The sequence below is a fragment of the Bacillus sp. FJAT-29937 genome (genome assembly GCF_001509555.1).
Taxonomy (GTDB): Bacteria; Bacillota; Bacilli; order Bacillales; family Cytobacillaceae; genus Cytobacillus.
The window spans coordinates 251,661-272,732 of the sequence record NZ_LMAS01000001.1 but is presented as its reverse complement, the minus strand read 5'-3'; the positions used below and the strand labels follow the sequence as shown (position 1 = coordinate 272,732).

Below are 21,072 nucleotides of genomic sequence, written 5' to 3'. Positions count from 1 at the left end.
ATGCATCCCAAGTAATACTGAAGACATATTCTGTAAATATGGGGGACTGAACTTGGAAAAACTTAATCCTTTCAAAATTGGAACCTTAGGATTTCAGCATGTTTTGGCAATGTATGCAGGGGCTGTCATTGTACCTTTAATTGTTGGACCTGCAATTGGATTAAATGCTCAACAACTTGCTTATTTAATCTCGATTGATCTATTTACATGTGGGATAGCTACTTTATTACAGGTCATAGGCGGGAAGCATTTCGGTATTAAATTACCTGTCATTTTAGGCTGTACATTTACAGCAGTTGGGCCGATGATTGCCATTGGACAATTACAAGGAATAACCTCCATTTATGGTGCCATCATTGCATCTGGAATTTTCGTTATGATATTATCGCAGTTTATGAGTAAGATCATGCGTTTTTTCCCTCCAGTTGTCACTGGTTCAGTTGTTGCAATTATTGGGGTTTCCTTAATTCCAGTTGCTATGAATAATGCTGCTGGCGGACTGGGCTCACCGGATTTTGGCAGCTCCCAAAATTTATTTTTAGCCATATTTACACTAATTCTAATCATCTTGATGAATCGGTTCTTCAAAGGATATATGAAAGCAATTTCTGTTCTTCTTTCATTAATTGCTGGTACGGTAGTCGCATATTTTATGGGAATGGTTAGTTTTGCCGAAGTTGCCAATGCTTCCTGGTTCCATATTGTTCAGCCTTTTTATTTCGGTCTGCCTACATTTAATTTCTCGGCTATACTTACAATGACCTTAGTCGCCATTGTAAGTATGATAGAGTCTACTGGCGTATTTTTAGCATTAGGTGATGTATGTGAACGAAAACTAGAATCCAAGGATATTAAAAAGGGATTAAGAGCAGAAGGACTTGCAGTTGTCATCGGAGGAATATTTAATGCTTTTCCTTATACATCATTCTCTCAAAATGTTGGCCTTGTAGCTCTGACTAAAGTGAAAACTAGAAATGTTGTCATTTCAGCAGGGGTCATACTAATTATTTTAGGACTTTTGCCTAAGATTGCAGCTCTAACTACCGTTATCCCTATGGCTGTACTTGGTGGTGCCATGATCCCAATGTTTGGGATGGTAATTTCTTCAGGGATTAGAATGCTTTCAGCTGTAGATTTTTCCAAAAATGAAAACCTCTTAATTATTGCCTGCTCCGTTGGAATCGGTTTAGGAGCCGCAGTTGTTCCAGCTATGTTTGGCAGTCTTCCAATAAGTGTTCGTTTACTCGTTGAAAATGGAATAGTCATTGGAAGCTTGACCGCCATTTTACTAAATGTGGTCTTTAATTATAAGGATTTAAATATATCTAAAAATGAGCAAATAAATCAGTTAAAAACTGAGCACTCAATGGATACCATTTAATAATCTGCATAAAGCAGAAATTTAACAGTATAAGGGGTAGAAACTATGGATCTAATTCTGAAAAATGCAAACATTCCACAAGGGGATCGTCAAGTTCTAACGAATATTCTTGTAAATGATGGAAAAATTATAGGATATTCCAATGATATTAGCTTCTTAAATGCTACAAAAGTTATTGATGTGGAAGGAAAGCTAGTAGTTCCTGGCTGTATTGACCCGCATACACATTTTATGGATCCAGGCTTTACTCATAGAGAAACATTTGCAACTGGAAGCCGGTCAGCCGCAGCTGGCGGGTTAACAACGATCATTGATATGCCATGCTGCAGCAAGCCTTCTGTTCGGGATGGGGACAGCTTTCACAAGAAAATAGGACCTATTCGTGACCAAGCATATATTGATTATTGCTTCTGGGGAGGAATGACGGGAGAAGATGCCCGTGAAGGCTGGATCGATAATATTTACCCGCAAATTGATGAAGGGGTTGTCGCTTTTAAAGTGTATATGACACCTTCCGTACCAACTTTCCCAAAGGTTTCAGATGCTGAAATGCTTGAAATCTTTAAACATGTGGCAAAAACAGGTTTGCCAATAGGTGTGCATGCTGAAAACTATGATATTTGTACTTTTAACTCTAAGAAGCTAGAAAAAGAGGGGCGCTTTGATGGACCTGCATGGGCGGAGGCAAGATCAAGTCTAGCTGAAAAGGTTGCAATCGAATTAATACTAAGCTTTGCCGAAGCAACAGATGCTCGTGTCCATGTTGTGCACATGAGTACAAAAGAGGGAGTGGAGCTAGTTAGGAACGCAAAGAAACGAGGGATTAAAGTAACTTCAGAAACTTGCCCTCATTACCTCGTACTTAACGCACAGGATTCCATGTCAGAACGCGGTTCATATGCAAAAATTGCTCCTCCGCTGCGCGGTAAAGAAGACAATGAATCCCACTGGCAGGCACTTGCCGATGGAACAATCGATTTCGTTGGAACCGACCATGCTCCATATGAAATTGCAACAGAAAAAGATTATCCAGGGGCGAATATATGGAATACATTCCCTGGTATTCCAGGCGTAGAAACAATGGTTCCTATCCTAGTAAGTGAAGGATTAAATAAAGGCCGTCTATCCTTATCACGTTTTGTTGAGGTAACGAGCCGGAATGCTGCTATTCATTATGGCATATATCCGAAAAAAGGATCAATGGAAATTGGCAGTGATGCTGACTTCACAATCATTGATCTTGAGAAGGAATATGTTATTGATGAACAAAAAACTGAATCAATGGCAAAGTATAATCCATTACACGGATTGGAACTAAAAGGAAAACCAGTACAGACGATTATCCGTGGAAATCTTGTGTACGATGAAGATAATGGTGGAATTGTTGGTGAAGCTGGCTATGGCGAATATGTACCTCGTCAAAGCATTCAACGTTTAGAAAGAACTTTAAAATATGAAAAGTATGAAGCAGTAAAAGTAGAATCAAAGGAAGCTGAAGCTGTAACTCAAAATTGATTGCAAAGGTAAATAAAATTGGATTTAGCAAGTTTCATCTAACAAATAGAAAGATGAAATCAACCTTTTGAAAGGATGAAAGATAAGTGGAACTTAAAGGAAAAAAACATTGTGTTGTAGTAATCGATATGCTTAATGATTTTATTGGTGAAAATGCGGCACTTCGCTGTGAAAATGGGGAAAAAATTGTACCTAAAATTAGAGAGCTTATTGATTTTGCACATGATCACAATATTCAAGTGGTTCATGTCCAGGAGGCTCACCGAAAAAATGACAGGGATTTCCGTGTAAGACCTGTTCATGCGGTAAAAGGCACATGGGGATCAGAGTTCATACCTGAACTGCAGCCGGAAGAAGATAAGGGTGACTATGTCGTTCAGAAGAGAAGACATAGTGCGTTTAGCTATACCGATTTTGATCTGTTCTTAAGGGAAGAGGAAATAGATACAGTCGTATTAACAGGTGTGTGGACTAATGTTTGTGTTCGCAGCACGGCATCTGATGCCCTTTATCATGGATATAATATCATCTGTCTTTCTGATGGAACAGCCTCACAAGATGACGATATGCATGTCTCCGGATTAAGAGATATTGATATTTTCGGAGATATCATGACAACGGATGAATATAAAGAAGCAGCAAAAATTAAATTCTCCCAAGACGAAAAGGTTGTCTAAAATTATCCCTTTCGGAGAACGAAAAAGAAGAATTCTAGTGGGTATTACTGGGGCTAGCGGATCATTGTATGGATACACTTTGATCCGCGCCCTTCATCAATTAGGGATTGAGACGCACTTAATTGTTACGGATATGGGAGAGAAAGTAATGCAATTTGAGTGCGGAGTCTCGATGGAGGAGCTTAAAGAGTACGCCACTGTCCATAGTAATAAAAATTTGTTTGCGTCCATAGCAAGCGGATCTTATTTGACTGACGGGATGGTTATCGTTCCATGTTCCATGAATACACTTGGGGCCATTGCAAATGGTGTAGGGGATACATTGCTAAGCAGAGCAGCAAGCGTGGTTTTAAAAGAAAAACGAAATTTTATTATCGTTCCAAGGGAAGCCCCTTTTAATCTAATTCACTTGCGTAATATGACACTGCTAGCTGAGACAGGTGCATGTATTATGCCAGCCTCTCCAGGATTCTACCATAAGCCAACAGAAATATGGGAGCTGGCCAACTTTATGGTAGCGCGAATTTTAGACATGCTTTATATTGATCATCGTTTGCTGGAAAGGTGGGGAGAAAAATCATGATACCTGTAACAATGAGAGCATTATTAGATGACTGGGAGAATAAAGGCCTTCTATATCGAATTAAGCGAGAAGTAGATCCCCGCTATGAATTAGGTGCGATTGTCAACACAAAAAATGGCAGACAACCTTTCCTCTTTGAAAAAGTCAAAGGTTATCAATCAGCTATGACAGCAGGATTAGGCGGAGATCGTGATCTACTTGCTGATAGCATGGGTATTCAAACTTCGGAATTAATCCCTAAAATTATTGACTCAATTGTTAATCCAATTCCTACAACTTTAAAAGAAACTGGACCTGTACAGGAAAATCTAGTTACAGGCGACTTTGATTTAGCAGACCTGTTTCCAATCCCGACTTTTCACGCAGGGGATTCAGGTGCCTATTATGTATCAGGGATACTAGTTGTGAAGGATATTACTGGCAAGAAAAGATATACATCTATAAGGAGGATGCAGTATTTAGGCGGAAATCGAACGAATATATTAATTACTTCACCAGAGTTATTGGATCAGTATTCATATTTTGAAAAATTGGGAGAGCCAATGGAAGTGGCGGTTATGTTTGGGGTAGTGCCGGCTGTCGTATTGAGTTCACAGATTAGCACACATCTATATCATACAGACAAATTAAATGTTGCAGGAGCTTTACTTGGACAATCCTTAGATGTTGTTCGTTGTAAGACGGTAGATTTAGATGTTCTGGCAGAAGCGGAAATTGTTTTTGAAGGCCGAATGTTACCGAATGAACGTGAAATGGAAGGGCCATTTGGAGAATTAGCCGGCTATTATGGGTTTAGATCCCCTCAGCCAATCGTGGAAATATCAGCTGTAACCTATCGGAATCAAGCTATTAACCAGACCATCTTCCCTTCAAGCTATGAAGAAAGACTGCCAATGGCTCTCGTTCGGGAAGCGACCTTATTAAGTACTGTTAGACAGGTCATTCCGAATATTAAAGGAGTACATATTCCGATGGGAGGTGTTGCTCGTTACCATGCTGTCATTCAAATTGAGAAGAAATCTGAAGGGGATGGAAAGCAAGCAGCACTTGCTGCATTTGCTAGTGATAAAGATTTAAAACATGTCGTTGTAGTAAATGATGATGTTGATATTTTCGATTCAGAGGATGTTGAATGGGCGGTTGCAACTAGGGTTCAGGCCTCAAATGACGTATTTATTGTTCCCGGGGCTAAAGGTTCTCCACTCGAATCCTCCCATAACCTAAGAGGTGTTTCCGACAAAATGGGAATAGACGCCACCTATCCATTAGGAGAAGAAGAAATGTTTAGGAGAACATCCATTCCAATTGAAGTCAATCTTGAAGATTATTTATAGGAAAACTAGAAAACTTCATGAAACAGTTGAGTTTCCACTTGGAATTTTAAGGTTTATTTGACTATTTCCTCATATTGGTATTGTGAAGGGGGACGGGAAATGAAGGCAATTGGGATGATTGAAACAAGAGGATTAACAGCTGCGATAGAAGCACTTGATTCCATGGCTAAAGCAGCCAATGTTAGTTTAGTAGACTTAAAACGGGTCGGTTCTGGGTTAGTGACTGTAATTGTAGAAGGAGATGTTGCAGCTGTAACTGCTGCTGTCGAGGTAGGGAAAATGGCTCATTCTAAGACCGGAGGAGAGTTAGTATCCTTTAATGTCATTCCTCGGCCGCATGCAGAGCTTGCTAAGATTCTCTAGGAGGTGAATATGCTTGTCAGAATTCATGAAAAGTATTGTCCAGGAAGTATTACAGCCGGCCAAAAAGCCGAGAGAGAATCCTTTGTTTAACGGGGGAGATTCCAGGTTCGTTTATTCGAAATCCACTGTTAATGACAGCAGAAAGGAAACGCCAAATCAAACGATAGCTGGAATAAATCGGCCAAATTATCAGCAGAAAAATATCCAAAAAAGACTAGCCGGACTGCCTGAAAATACAAAAAATAATACAAATAAAAATAAAAACATTTATTCATCGAAAAATGAACAAAGAATAGCTCATCCAAAAACCGCAAGTAAAGATTCCATTATGGGTACCCTTTCAAAACTGCAGACGATCTCTCTTGTACAAGGGAACCAGCCATTGAATAAGCCCCAAAATAGCTCGTATGTAAATAATCGTATTAATGAAGAAAGTAAGTTTATCGGCCAAACGAGAAATGGAATTAAAGCTTGGATATATTCTGGTCTTTCTGAAAAATTGCTTGAATCATTTCAGCGGCCGCTAAAGTCACATTCGATTGGAGTCATCTTGAGTGAACAATCTTCAATCGGCCAATTATTTTTAGTGAATGATATTTTACGAGAGTATTCGACGATGAAATATAGTTTGATATGGGATAAAGAAAAAAGCAGCGGCTTTGTCCTTGAGTTATATGATGAGGATGCTGCTAAACTTACCGCAGCTGTAAAAACATTATTTCAAAAACTTTCTCATCATTCAAATAAGTCATTACAGCTTTATAAAGTTCAATCCCCTAGTCCTTGGTTAACAAAACAGCTTCATTTAAATGTCCATGTAGATGGAGTGGCTGTTCTTGACGGAATTAATCAATATTCGTCCATTCTTCTATTAGATCGTTTATTGAAAAAATCACCAAATATTAAGTTCAACTATACCGTAGAGAAAGGTTCTTTACTTCTTTATGGTTCATTCTTAACGATTTCAAATGTTTCTGACGAATTATTAAAGGAAGCAGAGAAGCTTAAATAACATTTATGACTGGAGGCTATGTAATTGCAAGCACTAGGATTAATTGAAACAGTGGGCTATTTAACAGCTGTTTCTGCTGCAGACGCTGCAGTTAAAGCAGCGGATGTAGAAATTGTAGGCATTGAAAAAGTTATTGGAGTAAATGGATATCTTGGTGTTACGGTTCATTTCAGCGGGGATGTCGCCGCGGTTAAATCTGCTGTGGATGCTGGTAAGGAAGCGGCTGATCGTATTGGAAAAGTCATTTCCTTTCATGTAATACCAAGGGCTCACAATGAAGTATCAAGTAAACTATTACCGCATTTTAAGCTTGAAGAGAATAGTCGAAGTAAAAAGGAAGACTCAGAGGGAAACAAAAAGGAAGCCGAAGCAAAGGGAATAAATAATAAAGGCTCAACGAAAAAAGGAACCACTAAAAAAGTGGAAAATGATAGAACGGAAAATAGTCAATCAGAGGAAGATAATAACAACTCAAATTAATCAATATGAGGAGGAAATAAATCATGGGTGAAGCATTAGGATTAGTAGAAACAAAGGGTTTGGTTGGGGCAGTAGAGGCTGCAGATGCAATGGTTAAGGCAGCAAATGTGGAAATTTGCGGCTATGAAAAGGTTGGATTTGGACTTGTCACTGTTATGGTAAGAGGAGATGTAGGCGCTGTTAAAGCAGCTACTGATGCTGGAGCTGAAGCAGCAAGCCGCGTTGGAGAATTAGTATCTGTCCATGTGATTCCTAGACCTCACAGCGAAGTGGAAAGAGCCTTATTATCCAAAACGATTGGTGAATAAATATGAGCTCAAATAAGCAGAGTGTCATGATGAAACACACTCTGCAAGAGCTGTCGAAGCGAAACAGCTACAGTAAGAGCCTGCAGAAAAGACCATATGTCCTGGCTCTAATTACCTCTCATTTGATTGGAATGGAACCAGGACTTTTATATTTGAAGGATTTAACTAATAAACAATGCATGCTGCGAATCTCAGTGGAGAATTTGCCTTACTTTCATGACGAAAGAAATGAGATTGTGAGAATAATTGGCAATGATGATTGGATTTCTCATCAGCAATTATCTGAGAACATAATGATTGACATCGTATTTCTTCCAGTCCTTTCATTTTCAATTGTTTCAGATATTCTTTCCTTCAATGAACAGAGGCCTTTTGTCCGTCTGATCCTTCATAGTTTAATGACAGGTAAGAAGGTAGTGGCATTAAAAATAGGCATGGACGCTGATCATCAGCTATGGAAAGTTAAGGGTATGGATAAAGGATCTCAAGCTTTTAAAAGAAAACTAAAGGAACAAATGATTCAGCTAAAAGGGTTGGGAATTGACCTGATCAATGAAGATGATCATTTTGATGCTTTTCTTTATCATTCACAAAAAAAATCAATTGTTTCTGCAGAAACAATACGATATTTGCAACAGCAAAATCAACATACATTGAGAATGCCAAGTCAGACTATCATTACTCCCCTTGCCAAGGATATGGCAAGAGAGTTGAATATTGCAATCATTACAGAATAAGGGGACGATCTTTATGCACATGGGAATAGTGGTTGGCCGGGTAACTGCTACGAGAAAAGATGAAAATCTAGTTGGGACGAAGCTATTAATTACACAGCCGATTGGATTAGATGGACAGGTACTGCCAAATCCCATTATTACTGTTGATACTGTCGGAGCTGGAATAGGTGAAAGAGTCATCTATGTGACTGGAAGCATGGCTTCGCGAGCGATCAGGAATAAAGATGCACCCATTGATGCTGCAATTATTGGAATTATTGATAGTTTGGAAGGAATGATGACAGGGGGTTAAACAGTGGACGCTCTTAAAATAAAAGAAGCTATTCAATATCGGAAATTAATTGATGTATTATTGCATCCACATCAATATGCGGACATTGTCCTTAGGGGCGGGTATTTTATTAATGTAATCACCCGTGAAATATATGAAGCAGATGTTGCCATTAAAGGCCAATATATTTTGATGGTCGGAGATGCAAAGGATCTCATTGGTCCGAAAACTACGGTAGAAGATGTTCGAGGGAAATTTATTAGCCCGGGTTTTATTGATTCTCATATGCACTTCGAAAGTGCCATGCTGACATGTACGGAATTTTCTAAGCTGTCCATACCGACAGGGACGACAACATTAATTGGCGACCCCCATGAGATTGGAAATGTTCTCGGTGTGCATGGAATGAAAGCGATGATTGAAGAAGCTAAAACTCTTCCAAACCGTATCTTATTCACTGTTCCATGTGCCGTACCCGATGCTCCTGGTCTCGAAACTTCAGGGTATGACGTTTCAGCAAAGGATATGAAGGACTTATTGAATGATCCATATGTTCAAGGGATTGGTGAAATTCAAAGCTTTAGTAATATCCAGCCGGTATATCAGCATGCCCCAGAATTAATAGATGATCTTGTGGCAGCCGTCTCCTATGCAAACAGTATTGGGAAAACTGTCGAGGGTAATGCTCCTGGATTATTTGGAAAAGAACTAGCTGCACATATTATAAGCGGAGGCACTCATGTTTCTTGCCATGAAACAACGACGAAGGAAGAAATGGTTGAAAAGCTGCGCTATGGAGTAAGTGTGTTTATGAGAGAAGGCTCCTCCCAAAGAAATATGGCCGAGTGTATTCGTGCGATCACAGAGGATGGATTGGATTCAAGACGTGCTATTTTAGTGTCAGATGATATGGTTCCAGCAGATCTTCTGAAATATGGACATATGAATGATATTGTCCGGAGAACAATCGCAGCAGGAATTGATCCAGTCGAAGCTATCCAAATGGCAACCATTAACCCGGCTACCCACTTTGGATTTAAGGATGTAGGAGTGATCGCGCCTGGTAAAAGGGCGGACATTGCTGTTATTAGCGATTTAATGAATATGACGATAGATCAAGTATATTTAGGTGGTAAAAAAGCTGCGGAAAAAGGCGAACTAACGATCGATATTGTCCCTTATATTTATCCTGAAAGTGTTAAGAAATCGATTAAACGAAAAGCAGTTACAAAAGATGAACTGACGATTAATGCATCAGGAACTCGTGCAAAGGTTAGAGCGATTGAAGCCATTCCTTTCCAAAATTTAACGGGCGAGGGCGAGTATACACTGAATGTAAAGGATGGAATTGTCCAGCCATGTCTAAAGCAGGATGTATTGCCATTACTTGTTGTGGAACGTCACGGAAGAACAGGAAGAGTAGGGAAAACATTCCTGCATGGCTTTGATTTAAAGAGTGGAGCCATCGCTGAGAGTGTGGCCCATGATACTCATAATATTATTGTAACTGGAACGAATTATGAGGATATGGTAACCGCAGTCAATCGTGTTATTGCAATGGGAGGCGGAATTGCAATGATCAAGGATAGTAAAGTGGTTGGAGATCTTCCGCTCCGTATCGGTGGTTTGATGACGGATGAATTAACCGGTAAGGAAATGAGCGATAAGGTTGATGAACTTTCCAAACTTGCAAAGGATGAGCTTGGATGCGGTATGGAGGTTCCGTTCATGCATTTGTCGTTCTGGTCTTTAGTCACAAGTCCAAAATGGAAAATTACTGATATGGGATTGATTGATGTAGACAAGTTTGAGGTTATTCCTACGATTATTTAAAAATACATCAGGAAAAGATCGGCTCAGGAACAATCGTCCTTTGATTGTTCCAAAGGCGCTTACGCTTTTGAAATGGAGGGAAAAATCATGGGAGTCAGATTAGTAGACTTAACTCAGGAAATCTATCATGGGATGCCAGTCTTCCCTCTTCATCCATCAACGATGATTTTTACGAATATTACGCATGAAGAGTCAGAAAAAAAGATAGGGTTTCCTTTTGCAACAAATAATTTAATCATTAATGAACATGGACCGACCCATAGTGATGCTACATATGAGTACGATCCGAATGGGAAATATATTGACGAAATGCCATTAGAATATTTTTATGGCCCAGCTGTGTGCCTGGATGTTTCACATGTTTCGACAAATCGTTATATTACGAGCCAAGATCTTGAAAGAGCCTTGAATAAATCTGGTCAGTTTATTGAGAAGGGAGATATCGTTCTACTCTTTACCGGCCATTATAACAGGTCATATGGCACAGATGAATGGTTAACTACCTATACAGGGCTTGATTACCAAGCAGCTAAGTGGCTTGCGGAAAAAGGCGTTGTCAACATTGGCATCGATGCTCCAGCAATCGACCATCCGGATGATCCAAAGTATTCCGGCCACTTAATTTGCAGGGAATATGGCATGACAAATACGGAAAACCTTTGTAATTTGGATCAAATAGCAGGTATGAGATTTTTATACTTTGGGCTTCCGCTCAGGATTCGGAAAGGAACTGGCTCCCCGATCCGGGCAGTTGCTGTTTTTATTGAATAGACGGAGGGTGATTTTGTGAAAGGAATCTTTAATAGGGACAGAATTCGTGAAGAAATCATCATTCCTCCCTACGAAGGCAGGAGCGCTTTTTTAAGAAAAGGCGAAGTGCTAATTATCATTGATATGGAAGGGAAGCAGGTTGGGGATTTTGTTTGTTTCAATCATGCAGATCCACAAGAATATGTATCCCCCGTTCATATGAGAGCATCATTAAGCAGTATTCGGTTAAAAAAAGGCGATTTACTATACAGCAATAGACGCAGACCTCTAATGCAGCTTGTTGAGGATACTGTGGGTGTTCACGATATATTTTTTCCGGCTTGCGATTATTATCGGTATAAAATGGATTTTGATCACGATGATCATCCAAATTGCCATGACAATTTAGAAACAGCTCTTAAGAAATTTAATATACACCCAGCTATCGTTCCAGATCCTATTAATCTTTTTATGAATAATGTGCTGGATGATCAAGGTGATTATGTTATTGAAGAACCCCTTTCAAAGCCGGGGGATTATGTGAAACTCAAAGCCTTGGAGGACGTGGTCATTGCCTGTACGACATGTTCTCAAGATATGGCACCTGTAAACGGATGGAAGGTTACATCTCTAAAAATGCAAATAGTGGAGGCAGAATAATGGATGATATTCAATTCCTTCAGAAGCTTTTGCGGATCAATAGCTCAAATCCACCAGGTAACGAGCATGAGGTGACTGAGGCTTTTATTGAAAGGTGCAAGAAGAAAGGTATCCCATTCAAGATGACTTATCTTGAAGAAAACCGCAGTAATTTAGAGGTGACGCTGGGAGGCAGTGGTGATAAGCATCTATTTTTGTGCGGCCATATGGATACAGTTTCTCCTGGAGAGTCTGAATGGCAGTATGCCCCTTTTTCAGGTGACATTGTTGGAGAAAGGATTTACGGCAGAGGGGCTTCAGATATGAAAAGCGGCTTGGCAGCCATGTATTTAGCGCTAGAATCTTTGATTTTGGAAAAAAAGACACCAGCCGCTTCCATTACATTTCTGGCAACAGCTGGTGAAGAAGTCGATAGCTGTGGAGCTCGAGCGTTTTTGGAAGGAAAGGACGATCGGGTCATTGATGCACTAGTAATCGGCGAACCAACGAATGAAAAGGTTGTCGTTGGACATAAGGGAGCACTATGGCTAGAAATTAGCACATATGGAAAAACCGCACACGGGTCAATGCCAGATCATGGAATCAATGCTGTTGATCATATGGTGCAAATTATTAAGATTCTAGATGCGTTAAAAGTGGAGTGGAAACTAGAGAAGGAGCCGCTAGGAAGCAGCAGCTTAGCGGTTACGATGATCAATGGGGGAGTTCAAACGAATGTTATTCCTGATAGATGTTCCATTCGGGTGGATATTCGGACAGTTCCTCCACAATCACATGACCATTTAATCGAAGAGCTAAATCAAAAACTTAATAAACTTGTTGAAAATGAGGAGCTACATCAGTTCAAGATAACGAAAGTGTTAGACCGTCCACCTATTCTAACCGCTGTTTCATCAGATATAATTCACTGTGCGTTAGAAATAAAAAATGAAGAGGACTCTAATTGCTTTGGCGTTTCTTATTATACTGATGCAGCTGTATTAAATCCAAGAAGCGAAATCCCTACATTAATCTATGGACCAGGTGATGAGAAGCTTGCTCATCAGCCAAATGAATGGGTTAGTGTCGCTGCCTATAAAAGATCAATTGATTTTTATAAATCATTAATTCTTAACTTTGACGAAAAGAAAGCAGACAAGACTAGTCAGATACAGGAGGTGTAAAATGAGCAGCATTCTCATTAGGAACGCGGAAATCGTTACGATGAATGAGAAGGAAGAAATTATTAAAGGAGACATTTATATTGTAGATGACAAAATTGTTGAAATCGGACAAAATCTTCCCCATTTCGCAAGTAAAATAATTGATGCAACAGGACGCACAGTGATACCAGGATTTATTCAAACTCATATACATTTATGCCAAACATTATTCAGAGGACAGGCTGATGACCTTGAACTGATGGATTGGCTAAAGCAGAAAATTTGGCCATTGGAAGCATCTCATGATGAGGAATCCATTTATTATTCTGCGATGCTTGGCATTGGGGAGTTATTACAAAGCGGAACAACGACAGTCGTTGATATGGAAACTGTTCATCATACAGATTATGCTTTTAAGGCGATTGCCGAAAGTGGAATTCGAGCCTTAGCAGGGAAGGTCATGATGGATAAGGGAGACGAAGTTCCAGTTCTCTTAAGAGAAAATACGCAAGATTCCATTAAGCAAAGTGTCGATCTGCTTGAAAAGTGGCACAATCATGATGGCGGCAGAATTCAGTATGCCTTCTGCCCACGTTTTGTTGTTTCCTGTACGGAGGAATTATTAACAACAGTAAGGGATCTTTCTAAGCAATACAATGTTAGAGTTCATACACATGCTTCCGAAAATGCAACAGAGATTTTATTGGTAGAAAAAGAACATGGGATGAGAAATGTCGTCTACCTAGATAGCATAGGTCTTGCGAATGAGCGTTTAATCCTCGCTCATTGTGTATGGCTGGATGAGGAAGAGAAAAGAATTATTAAAGAGCGCGGCGTTAAGGTAAGCCACTGTCCGGGATCTAATCTTAAGCTCGCTTCAGGAGTTGCTGAAATCCCGTCTTTGCTCGATAAACATGCACATGTGAGCCTTGGAGCTGATGGTGCTCCTTGTAATAATAATCTGGATATGTTCAATGAAATGAGACTCGCTGCAATTATACAGAAGCCTATTCATGGACCATCAGCAATGAACGCCAGAACTGTATTTCGTATGGCTACAATTGGTGGAGCAAAAGCTGTTGGATTGGAAAATGAAATTGGCAGTATTGAACCGGGGAAAAAAGCAGATCTAGCTATATTGAACTTAAATGATTTCCACACATATCCATCCTCTGATATTGATCCGATTTCCAGAATTGTTTATTCTGCTACAAGAGCGGATGTTGAAACAACGATTGTGAACGGAAAAGTACTAATGGAAAATAGACAGATGACTACAATGAATAAAGCAACTATTTTAAGAGAATCAAATAAATCCATTCAGCGATTAGTGAAAAAATTAGAAACAGTATTGTACTAAAGGCGTTGCAATTTTTAAAAATATGTACCCTCCTTTCAACCAATATGAGTCCATTATTAGTAAAATAACCGATTTTTCGGTATGATAAAGATAAGCAAGTAATGTTATATTAGGAGGGTACATAACATGTCGATTGAAATTCCAAGCCGGGAAGAGCTCGGTGTTATTCTCAAAAAGGCAAAAAAAATCGCTGTAGTCGGTTTAAGCGGCAATCCTGAGAGAACTTCTTATATGGTGTCAAAGGCGATGCAAGATGCTGGATACGAAATTATTCCAGTTAATCCAACTGTTGATGAAGTGCTCGGTGTAAAGTCTGTCAAGAGTTTGAAGGATATTGATGGTCATGTTGATATTGTAAACGTCTTTCGCCGCTCAGAGCATTTATTAGAGGTAGCTAAAGAATTTGCTGAAATAAATGCGGATGTATTTTGGTCACAGCTCGGATGCATTGATGAGAATGCTTATAATTTTTTAAAGGAAAAGGGCTATACAGTTGTTATGGATCGCTGTATTAAAGTAGAGCATGCTTTGACAAAATAAGGCTTTAGATATGAGATCTTTTATAGGTCTCATTTTTTATTTCTCTAGTCATTTATACCGCCTCTCTTTTAAATCTCATTTGCCAAATTGGAATAAAAAGATACAATAAAACATAGACGCTTCATCAAACTGTGGTAAAATACATTAAACGAACATTCGTTCTTAGTATAATATTCCCTTATAATAAAGAGGAAAAAAACTTTTTTAGACGAATACGTAAGATGAATGTATAATCAAAATGTTTCTTATTTGATGAATGTAATGATTAAATATTTTTTCAGCAATTCTTTTTTTGCAGTAATGAAAGGGGTATGTTAGTGGCAAGAAATCAGAATGCTTTTGACTACAATGATGATGCCATACAAGTACTCGAAGGGCTTGAAGCTGTTAGAAAGCGCCCCGGAATGTACATTGGAAGTACTGACGCAAGAGGTCTTCACCATCTTGTGTATGAAATTGTCGATAACGCTGTCGATGAAGCATTGGCAGGTTACGGTGAACAAATCATTGTCAAAATACATAAAGACAACTCAATTAGTGTTATTGATAAAGGTCGTGGGATGCCAACTGGAATGCATCGTATGGGCAAACCAACTCCTGAAGTGATATTAACCGTCTTGCACGCTGGAGGTAAATTCGGGCAGGGTGGTTATAAAACGAGCGGAGGGCTTCATGGCGTTGGTGCATCTGTTGTGAATGCTCTTTCCGAATGGCTTGTTGTCACCATCAAGAGAGATGGGATTGTTTATGAACAGCGATTTGAAAACGGCGGTAAACCAGTAACGACTCTTGAAAAAATAGGAAAAACAAATCAAACGGGAACAACCATACACTTTAAGCCAGATGAAACCATTTTTTCAATCACGACGTATAATTATGAAACATTATGTGAGCGGCTGCGTGAATCAGCTTTCCTATTAAAAGGAATGAAAATAGAAATAATTGATGAAAGACATGGTCTTCAGGAAGTCTTTCATTATGAAAATGGGCTTGAAGCCTTTGTTGAATACCTAAATGAAGAAAAGGATGTTTTGCATTCAGTCGTTAGCTTTGAAGGGGAGCAAAATGGAATTGAAGTAGATTTTGCTTTCCAATTTAATGATGGGTATTCGGAAAATGTTCTTTCCTTTGTTAACAATGTTCGAACGAAAGATGGCGGGACACACGAGGCTGGTGCTAAAACAGCGATGACTCGTATTTTTAATGAATACGCTAGGAAGGTTAATTTTCTTAAAGAAAAAGATAAAAATTTAGATGGGGCCGATATTCGTGAAGGGTTTACTGCCATTGTTTCTGTACGCGTTCCAGAGGATTTGCTCCAGTTTGAGGGACAAACAAAGGGAAAGCTTGGCACAAGTGAAGCAAGATCGTCAGTTGATGCAGTAGTATCTGAGCATTTATCTTATTTTCTTGAAGAAAATCCGAACATAAGTTCTTTATTGATAAAAAAGGCCATTAAGGCTTATCAGGCGAGAGAAGCAGCCCGAAAAGCACGTGAGGATGCAAGGAGCGGCAAAAAAAGAAAACGTTCGGATGCGGTCCTTTCAGGAAAATTAACACCTGCCCAATCAAGGAATCCTCAAAAAAACGAAATCTATTTAGTGGAAGGAGATTCAGCTGGCGGCTCCGCAAAACAAGGGCGTGACCGTCGTTTTCAAGCGGTTCTTCCATTGCGAGGAAAAGTTATTAATACTGAAAAAGCAAAGCTTCAGGACATTTTTAAGAATGAAGAAATTAATACGATCATCCATGCTGTAGGTGCTGGAGTTGGATCGGATTTTAATTTAGATGATGTTAATTACGATAAAGTTATTATTATGACTGATGCGGATACAGACGGAGCTCATATTCAAGTTCTTCTTCTAACCTTTTTCTATCGGTATATGAAGCCGTTGCTGGACGCCGGTAAAATTTATATTGCGCTTCCCCCTTTATATAAAGTCAGCAAAGGTACAGGCAAAAAAGAAATTATTGAATATGCCTGGAGTGAGGATGATTTGCAGGACGCCATCAAAAAGGTTGGAAAAGGCTATATGCTTCAGCGTTATAAAGGTTTAGGAGAAATGAATGCAGATCAGTTATGGGATACGACAATGAATCCGGAATCACGCACTTTAATCCGGGTTAGAATAGATGATGCGGCTAGAGCGGAACGACGAGTAACAACGTTAATGGGTGATAAGGTTGAGCCGCGAAGAAAGTGGATTGAAACAAATGTGGCATTTGGTTTAGAAGAGGATGCAAGTATACTAGAAAATGAAAATATATCAGTCATAGAGGAGGAGATTGAATAATGGCTTCACAAGAGAAATTCCGCGATCTCCCTCTAGAAGACGTAATTGGTGATCGTTTTGGCCGCTATAGTAAATACATTATTCAGGAAAGGGCCTTGCCTGACGCAAGGGACGGCCTAAAGCCTGTACAGCGAAGAATATTGTATGCCATGCATGTGGAAGGAAATACACATGAAAAGGGCTTCAGAAAATCTGCAAAAACAGTTGGAAATGTAATTGGCAACTATCATCCTCATGGTGATACATCGGTCTATGATGCAATGGTTCGATTGAGTCAAGATTGGAAGCTGCGAAACTTGCTTGTCGAAATGCACGGGAATAACGGAAGTATTGATGGAGATCCTCCTGCAGCTATGCGTTATACGGAGGCAAGACTTTCGGCTATTTCTTCTGAACTGCTTAAGGATATTGAAAAAAGAACGGTCGATTTTGTCCCAAACTTCGATGATACTTCGAATGAACCTACCGTTTTGCCAGCTATGTTTCCGAGTCTATTAGTTAATGGCTCAACTGGTATATCAGCTGGATATGCAACAGAAATTCCTCCTCATCACCTAAATGAAGTGATTGATGGTGTCATTCATCGTATGGACAACCCAAATTGCTCAATAGATGACCTTATGAAATATATAAAAGGGCCAGATTTTCCAACTGGCGGGATTATTCAAGGTGTTGAGGGAATAAAGAAGGCCTATGAAACAGGAAAAGGGAAAATCATTGTCCGTGGGAAAGCTGAATTTGAAGAAATTCGCGGCGGGAAGAAACAAATTGTCATTACAGAAATACCGTTTGATGTCAATAAAGCAAATCTTGTCAAGAAAATCGATGAGTTCAGGCTAGATCGAAAAATCGAAGGGATTGCCGAGGTTCGAGATGAGACAGACCGTACTGGCTTGCGTATAGTTATTGAATTGAAAAAAGACGCAGATCCTGAAGGTGTCCTTCATTATTTATACAAAAACAGTGATCTACAAGTACCATATAATTTTAATATGGTCGCCATTTATAACAGACATCCGAAATTAATGGGACTTAGAGAGCTTTTAGATGCATATATTCAGCATCGAAAAGAGGTTGTCACAAGAAGAACCGCATTTGATCTTGAAAAAGCCAAAGCAAGGCAGCATATTGTTGAAGGATTGATGAAGGCTTTATCGATCCTTGATGAAGTCATTGCCGCCATCCGGGCATCGAAAGATAAAAGAGATGCAAAAGATAATTTAATGGCCAAGTTTGCATTTACTGAGCCACAGGCAGAAGCAATCGTGTCATTGCAGCTATACCGTTTAACGAATACGGATATTACGGCACTTCAAGCTGAGGCAGATGAATTATCAAAAAGAGTTGCCGAGCTAACATCTATTCTAGAGAGCGAGAAAAAGCTGTATTCTGTCATACAAAAAGAATTAAAAGACGTGAGAAAACGCTTTGCTGATAATCGCCGTACAGTGATAGAGGCCGAAATTGAAGAAATAAAAATCAATTTGGAAGTTCTAATCGCAAGTGAGGACGTTATTGTAACTGTTACAAAGGAAGGCTATGTGAAGAGGACAAGTCCTCGCTCCTTTGCAGCCTCCAACGGACAGGATTTCGGCATGAAGGATTCCGATCGTCTGCTCGCACAGCTAGATATGAATACGACAGATGTTCTATTATTGTTCACTAATAAAGGGAATTACTTATATTGCCCTGTTCATCAGCTTCCTGATATTCGCTGGAAGGATCTTGGGCAGCATATTGCTAATATCATTCCAATTGACGGTGACGAATCAATAGTAAAGGCTCTTCCTGTGAAGGATTTCGACACAGAGTCCTATTTACTTTTTGTCACAAAAAATGGAATGGTGAAGAAAACGGAGCTTAAGATGTACAAGGCACAGCGTTATTCAAAACCTTTAGTCGCGATTAATTTAAAAGAAGATGATGTAGTGATTGATGTCCATGAAACAGATGGCTCTCAAGATCTGTTTATTTCTACATACAATGGCTATTCATTATGGTTCCCTGAGGATGAAATCAGTATCGTGGGCACAAGGGCTGCGGGAGTAAAAGGGATAAATTTAAAAGACGGTGACTATGTAACGAGCGGACAAATAGTTGAGAATTCGCAAGAACAGTCAGTGGTCATTGTTACCCAGCGCGGAGCTATTAAGAAGATGAAATTTGCAGAATTTGAACGAGTTTCCCGTGCTAAACGTGGAGTTGTCATGTTAAGAGAATTGAAATCATCCCCTCATCGAGTTGTTGGATCTGTCATTGTAAATGAAAATGATGATATTTACATGGAAACGGAAAAGGGTAATATTGAATCAACTAAAGCTTCTGCGATTAGATTTAATGATCGCTATTCAAATGGATCATTTATATTAGATGAATCAGAAAGCGGAAAGCCAAAAACTGTCTGGAAAATTGACAATAAAGAAAAAGAAACTGCTCTTTCTGATGAGGACTAGAAAAAAATCCCTGCCTATTTTTATGATGGGCGGGGATTTTATCGTCATTCGTCCGTAATCCACTTCTAAGTTGGCAGGGCTCTTGATGTCGCTAAATAATTTTTTTTATATTACACTTACTTTTGCGGAATTAGTATCACTGACATCTGAATCATTCTGCAAAATCATTGGTATGTTAGTAAAGCTGAAATCCCCGTTTTCCTCACCAAAACCTTGGTTTTGTTTGTTGGACATAAATGTATCAATGTGCTGATTGGGACCTAGACTAGTACTTGCCCCTCGGTCCATAACATTCACTTTAAAGACTAGTAAATTGACAAAAACAGGTCCAAAAAAGACCATTTTTCCACCTCCCGATTTATGGTAATGGAACTTTTTGAAATGTTGAAGGGCTATCAACTAGATCCCTATCATCTACTGCACTTTTTGTTCCAATAAAACCACTGTCGTCTCCGAAGTTCTGCCCAAACCCTTGAGTTTTTTTATCGGAATTATTCCAATCTGCTAATAAATTTTGACCAATATTTACAGCCGAAGCATTTTCAAAGGAATTAATTTTTAATAGAAAAATATTAATGTTAATAGAGGCACCTGCCAATGGAGTTCACCTCCTTATCGAACTATATTCAAATTGCGTAATTTTATGTTACAAAGGAAGGTGGAAAAAAAGCATGGATTTCGATAAATTTAAGCAATGGATGGAATTAGCTAAGAAATATCAATCAGGCGATTTTTGGAATGGCATGCTCGACCAATCATCCTTTCAGCAATTTATGAAAGAAAATATGGATATGGCTTCAAATAATGAGCCGCCAGCTCAAACTTCAATGAATAATAACTTTCCCAATACGGATATTTACATAAATGAATTTGAAGTGATCATCATTGCCGACTTGCCTGGTTTTAAAAAAGAGAATCTGCACGTTTCGATTTCGGGCAATAAATTATTATTAAAGGGTACCTCTGTACCTATCATTACCGGCCAGCCCGTACTTCAGGAAAGAGTACAAGGAGAATTTCAGCGAATAATCGAATTACCAGAACCAACAGAATCTAATCAGGTAAAGGCTAAGTTTCAAAATGGCATACTAATACTCACATATAAAAGGAAATATATCTATGAAGAAAAGGTTATTATTGATTAACCAATTTTTTCAGATGATGAGTCATCAATGTCAGTATCATCAATCATTACTTGCGGATTATGAACGAAACCGTTATCACCATTTTGTTCACCAAATCCCTCGACACGTTTATTTTTAACATGATTTCCAACTTGGTATGTCGAACTCAGTGAAAGTTTAGCTAGTCTATCAGCATTGTTTATTTTTACACCTTGGATGTAAATATTTGTAGGCATAACCATTTATTCCAGCTCC

At 39.1% G+C, this 21,072-nt stretch carries 23 protein-coding genes; 20 read left to right on the top strand and 3 right to left on the bottom strand.

Features of this window, described 5'->3' with window-relative positions:
* The first annotated feature begins 52 nt into the window (after window positions 1-52).
* The 19 genes from AR328_RS01320 to parC all read left to right on the top strand — a co-directional run bounded on the left by AR328_RS01320 (window position 53) and on the right by parC (window position 19,693).
* Window positions 53-1,381, top strand: coding sequence for a nucleobase:cation symporter-2 family protein (locus AR328_RS01320; RefSeq protein ID WP_082677094.1), 1,329 nt, complete (start codon window positions 53-55; stop codon window positions 1,379-1,381).
* Between the two features lie 45 nt (window positions 1,382-1,426).
* A complete protein-coding gene (locus tag AR328_RS01315; protein ID WP_066288301.1) occupies window positions 1,427-2,896 on the top strand; it encodes a dihydroorotase in 1,470 nt (489 codons plus the stop codon).
* 86 nt (window positions 2,897-2,982) lie between these two features.
* Window positions 2,983-3,573: a cysteine hydrolase family protein gene (locus tag AR328_RS01310; RefSeq protein ID WP_082677093.1), complete on the top strand. Its 591-nt coding sequence runs from the start codon at window positions 2,983-2,985 to the stop codon at window positions 3,571-3,573.
* A gap of 37 nt (window positions 3,574-3,610) precedes the next feature.
* Window positions 3,611-4,156 (top strand): UbiX family flavin prenyltransferase, encoded by a 546-nt coding sequence (locus tag AR328_RS01305; protein ID WP_066288298.1) that lies wholly within the window; start codon window positions 3,611-3,613, stop codon window positions 4,154-4,156.
* Window positions 4,153-5,490, top strand: coding sequence for a UbiD family decarboxylase (locus tag AR328_RS01300; RefSeq protein WP_066288296.1), 1,338 nt, complete (start codon window positions 4,153-4,155; stop codon window positions 5,488-5,490). The genes AR328_RS01305 and AR328_RS01300 overlap by 4 nt, the downstream gene beginning before the upstream one ends.
* Window positions 5,491-5,589: 99 nt before the next feature.
* The gene (locus AR328_RS01295; RefSeq protein WP_066288294.1) at window positions 5,590-5,853 is read left to right on the top strand and encodes a BMC domain-containing protein; all 264 of its coding nucleotides are present in this window, start codon (window positions 5,590-5,592) and stop codon (window positions 5,851-5,853) included.
* Between the two features lie 13 nt (window positions 5,854-5,866).
* Window positions 5,867-6,865 carry a hypothetical protein gene (locus AR328_RS01290; protein ID WP_066288291.1) on the top strand — a complete coding sequence of 333 codons (999 nt, stop codon included), beginning with the start codon at window positions 5,867-5,869 and terminating at the stop codon, window positions 6,863-6,865.
* A gap of 24 nt (window positions 6,866-6,889) precedes the next feature.
* Window positions 6,890-7,345 carry a BMC domain-containing protein gene (locus tag AR328_RS23240; RefSeq protein ID WP_066288287.1) on the top strand — a complete coding sequence of 152 codons (456 nt, stop codon included), beginning with the start codon at window positions 6,890-6,892 and terminating at the stop codon, window positions 7,343-7,345.
* 23 nt (window positions 7,346-7,368) lie between these two features.
* Entirely contained in the window at window positions 7,369-7,653 is a 285-nt protein-coding gene (locus tag AR328_RS01280) for a BMC domain-containing protein (protein WP_066288284.1), read from the top strand.
* A gap of 2 nt (window positions 7,654-7,655) precedes the next feature.
* The gene (locus tag AR328_RS01275; RefSeq protein ID WP_066288282.1) at window positions 7,656-8,390 is read left to right on the top strand and encodes a hypothetical protein; all 735 of its coding nucleotides are present in this window, start codon (window positions 7,656-7,658) and stop codon (window positions 8,388-8,390) included.
* 13 nt (window positions 8,391-8,403) lie between these two features.
* A complete protein-coding gene (locus AR328_RS01270) occupies window positions 8,404-8,682 on the top strand; it encodes a EutN/CcmL family microcompartment protein (protein WP_066288279.1) in 279 nt (92 codons plus the stop codon).
* 3 nt (window positions 8,683-8,685) lie between these two features.
* Window positions 8,686-10,494, top strand: a complete 1,809-nt coding sequence (gene ade / locus AR328_RS01265) for an adenine deaminase (RefSeq protein ID WP_066288276.1) — start codon at window positions 8,686-8,688, stop codon at window positions 10,492-10,494.
* An 87-nt stretch (window positions 10,495-10,581) separates the two neighbouring features.
* On the top strand, window positions 10,582-11,265 hold the full coding sequence (locus tag AR328_RS01260) for a cyclase family protein (RefSeq protein ID WP_066288272.1): 684 nt from the start codon (window positions 10,582-10,584) through the stop codon (window positions 11,263-11,265).
* Window positions 11,266-11,280: 15 nt separating this feature from the next.
* Window positions 11,281-11,904: a DUF1989 domain-containing protein gene (locus tag AR328_RS01255; protein WP_066288269.1), complete on the top strand. Its 624-nt coding sequence runs from the start codon at window positions 11,281-11,283 to the stop codon at window positions 11,902-11,904.
* Window positions 11,904-13,067: a M20 family metallopeptidase gene (locus AR328_RS01250; RefSeq protein ID WP_066288266.1), complete on the top strand. Its 1,164-nt coding sequence runs from the start codon at window positions 11,904-11,906 to the stop codon at window positions 13,065-13,067. The genes AR328_RS01255 and AR328_RS01250 overlap by 1 nt, the downstream gene beginning before the upstream one ends.
* Before the next feature lies 1 nt (window position 13,068).
* Complete coding sequence (locus tag AR328_RS01245; RefSeq protein WP_066288264.1) at window positions 13,069-14,406, top strand: 5'-deoxyadenosine deaminase; 1,338 nt, start codon at window positions 13,069-13,071, stop codon at window positions 14,404-14,406.
* Window positions 14,407-14,532: 126 nt separating this feature from the next.
* Window positions 14,533-14,946 (top strand): CoA-binding protein, encoded by a 414-nt coding sequence (locus tag AR328_RS01240; RefSeq protein ID WP_066288262.1) that lies wholly within the window; start codon window positions 14,533-14,535, stop codon window positions 14,944-14,946.
* A gap of 317 nt (window positions 14,947-15,263) precedes the next feature.
* Window positions 15,264-17,240, top strand: coding sequence for a DNA topoisomerase IV subunit B (gene parE, locus AR328_RS01235; RefSeq protein WP_066288261.1), 1,977 nt, complete (start codon window positions 15,264-15,266; stop codon window positions 17,238-17,240).
* Complete coding sequence (gene parC / locus AR328_RS01230) at window positions 17,240-19,693, top strand: DNA topoisomerase IV subunit A (RefSeq protein WP_066288257.1); 2,454 nt, start codon at window positions 17,240-17,242, stop codon at window positions 19,691-19,693. The genes parE and parC overlap by 1 nt, the downstream gene beginning before the upstream one ends.
* A 105-nt stretch (window positions 19,694-19,798) precedes the next feature.
* On the opposite strand, the gene AR328_RS01225 is transcribed toward parC, so the two are convergent.
* Window positions 19,799-20,035: a hypothetical protein gene (locus AR328_RS01225; RefSeq protein WP_066288255.1), complete on the bottom strand. Its 237-nt coding sequence runs from the start codon at window positions 20,033-20,035 to the stop codon at window positions 19,799-19,801.
* A gap of 16 nt (window positions 20,036-20,051) precedes the next feature.
* Window positions 20,052-20,291 (bottom strand): hypothetical protein, encoded by a 240-nt coding sequence (locus tag AR328_RS01220; RefSeq protein ID WP_066288251.1) that lies wholly within the window; start codon window positions 20,289-20,291, stop codon window positions 20,052-20,054.
* Window positions 20,292-20,364: 73 nt separating this feature from the next.
* On the opposite strand from AR328_RS01220, the gene AR328_RS01215 reads away from it, so the two are divergent.
* Window positions 20,365-20,838, top strand: a complete 474-nt coding sequence (locus AR328_RS01215) for an Hsp20/alpha crystallin family protein (RefSeq protein WP_066288244.1) — start codon at window positions 20,365-20,367, stop codon at window positions 20,836-20,838.
* Here AR328_RS01215 and AR328_RS01210 read toward each other — a convergent pair.
* Window positions 20,835-21,059, bottom strand: a complete 225-nt coding sequence (locus AR328_RS01210) for a hypothetical protein (protein ID WP_066288235.1) — start codon at window positions 21,057-21,059, stop codon at window positions 20,835-20,837. The two genes, AR328_RS01215 and AR328_RS01210, sit on opposite strands and share 4 nt — an antisense overlap.
* Between the last annotated feature and the right edge of the window lie 13 nt (window positions 21,060-21,072).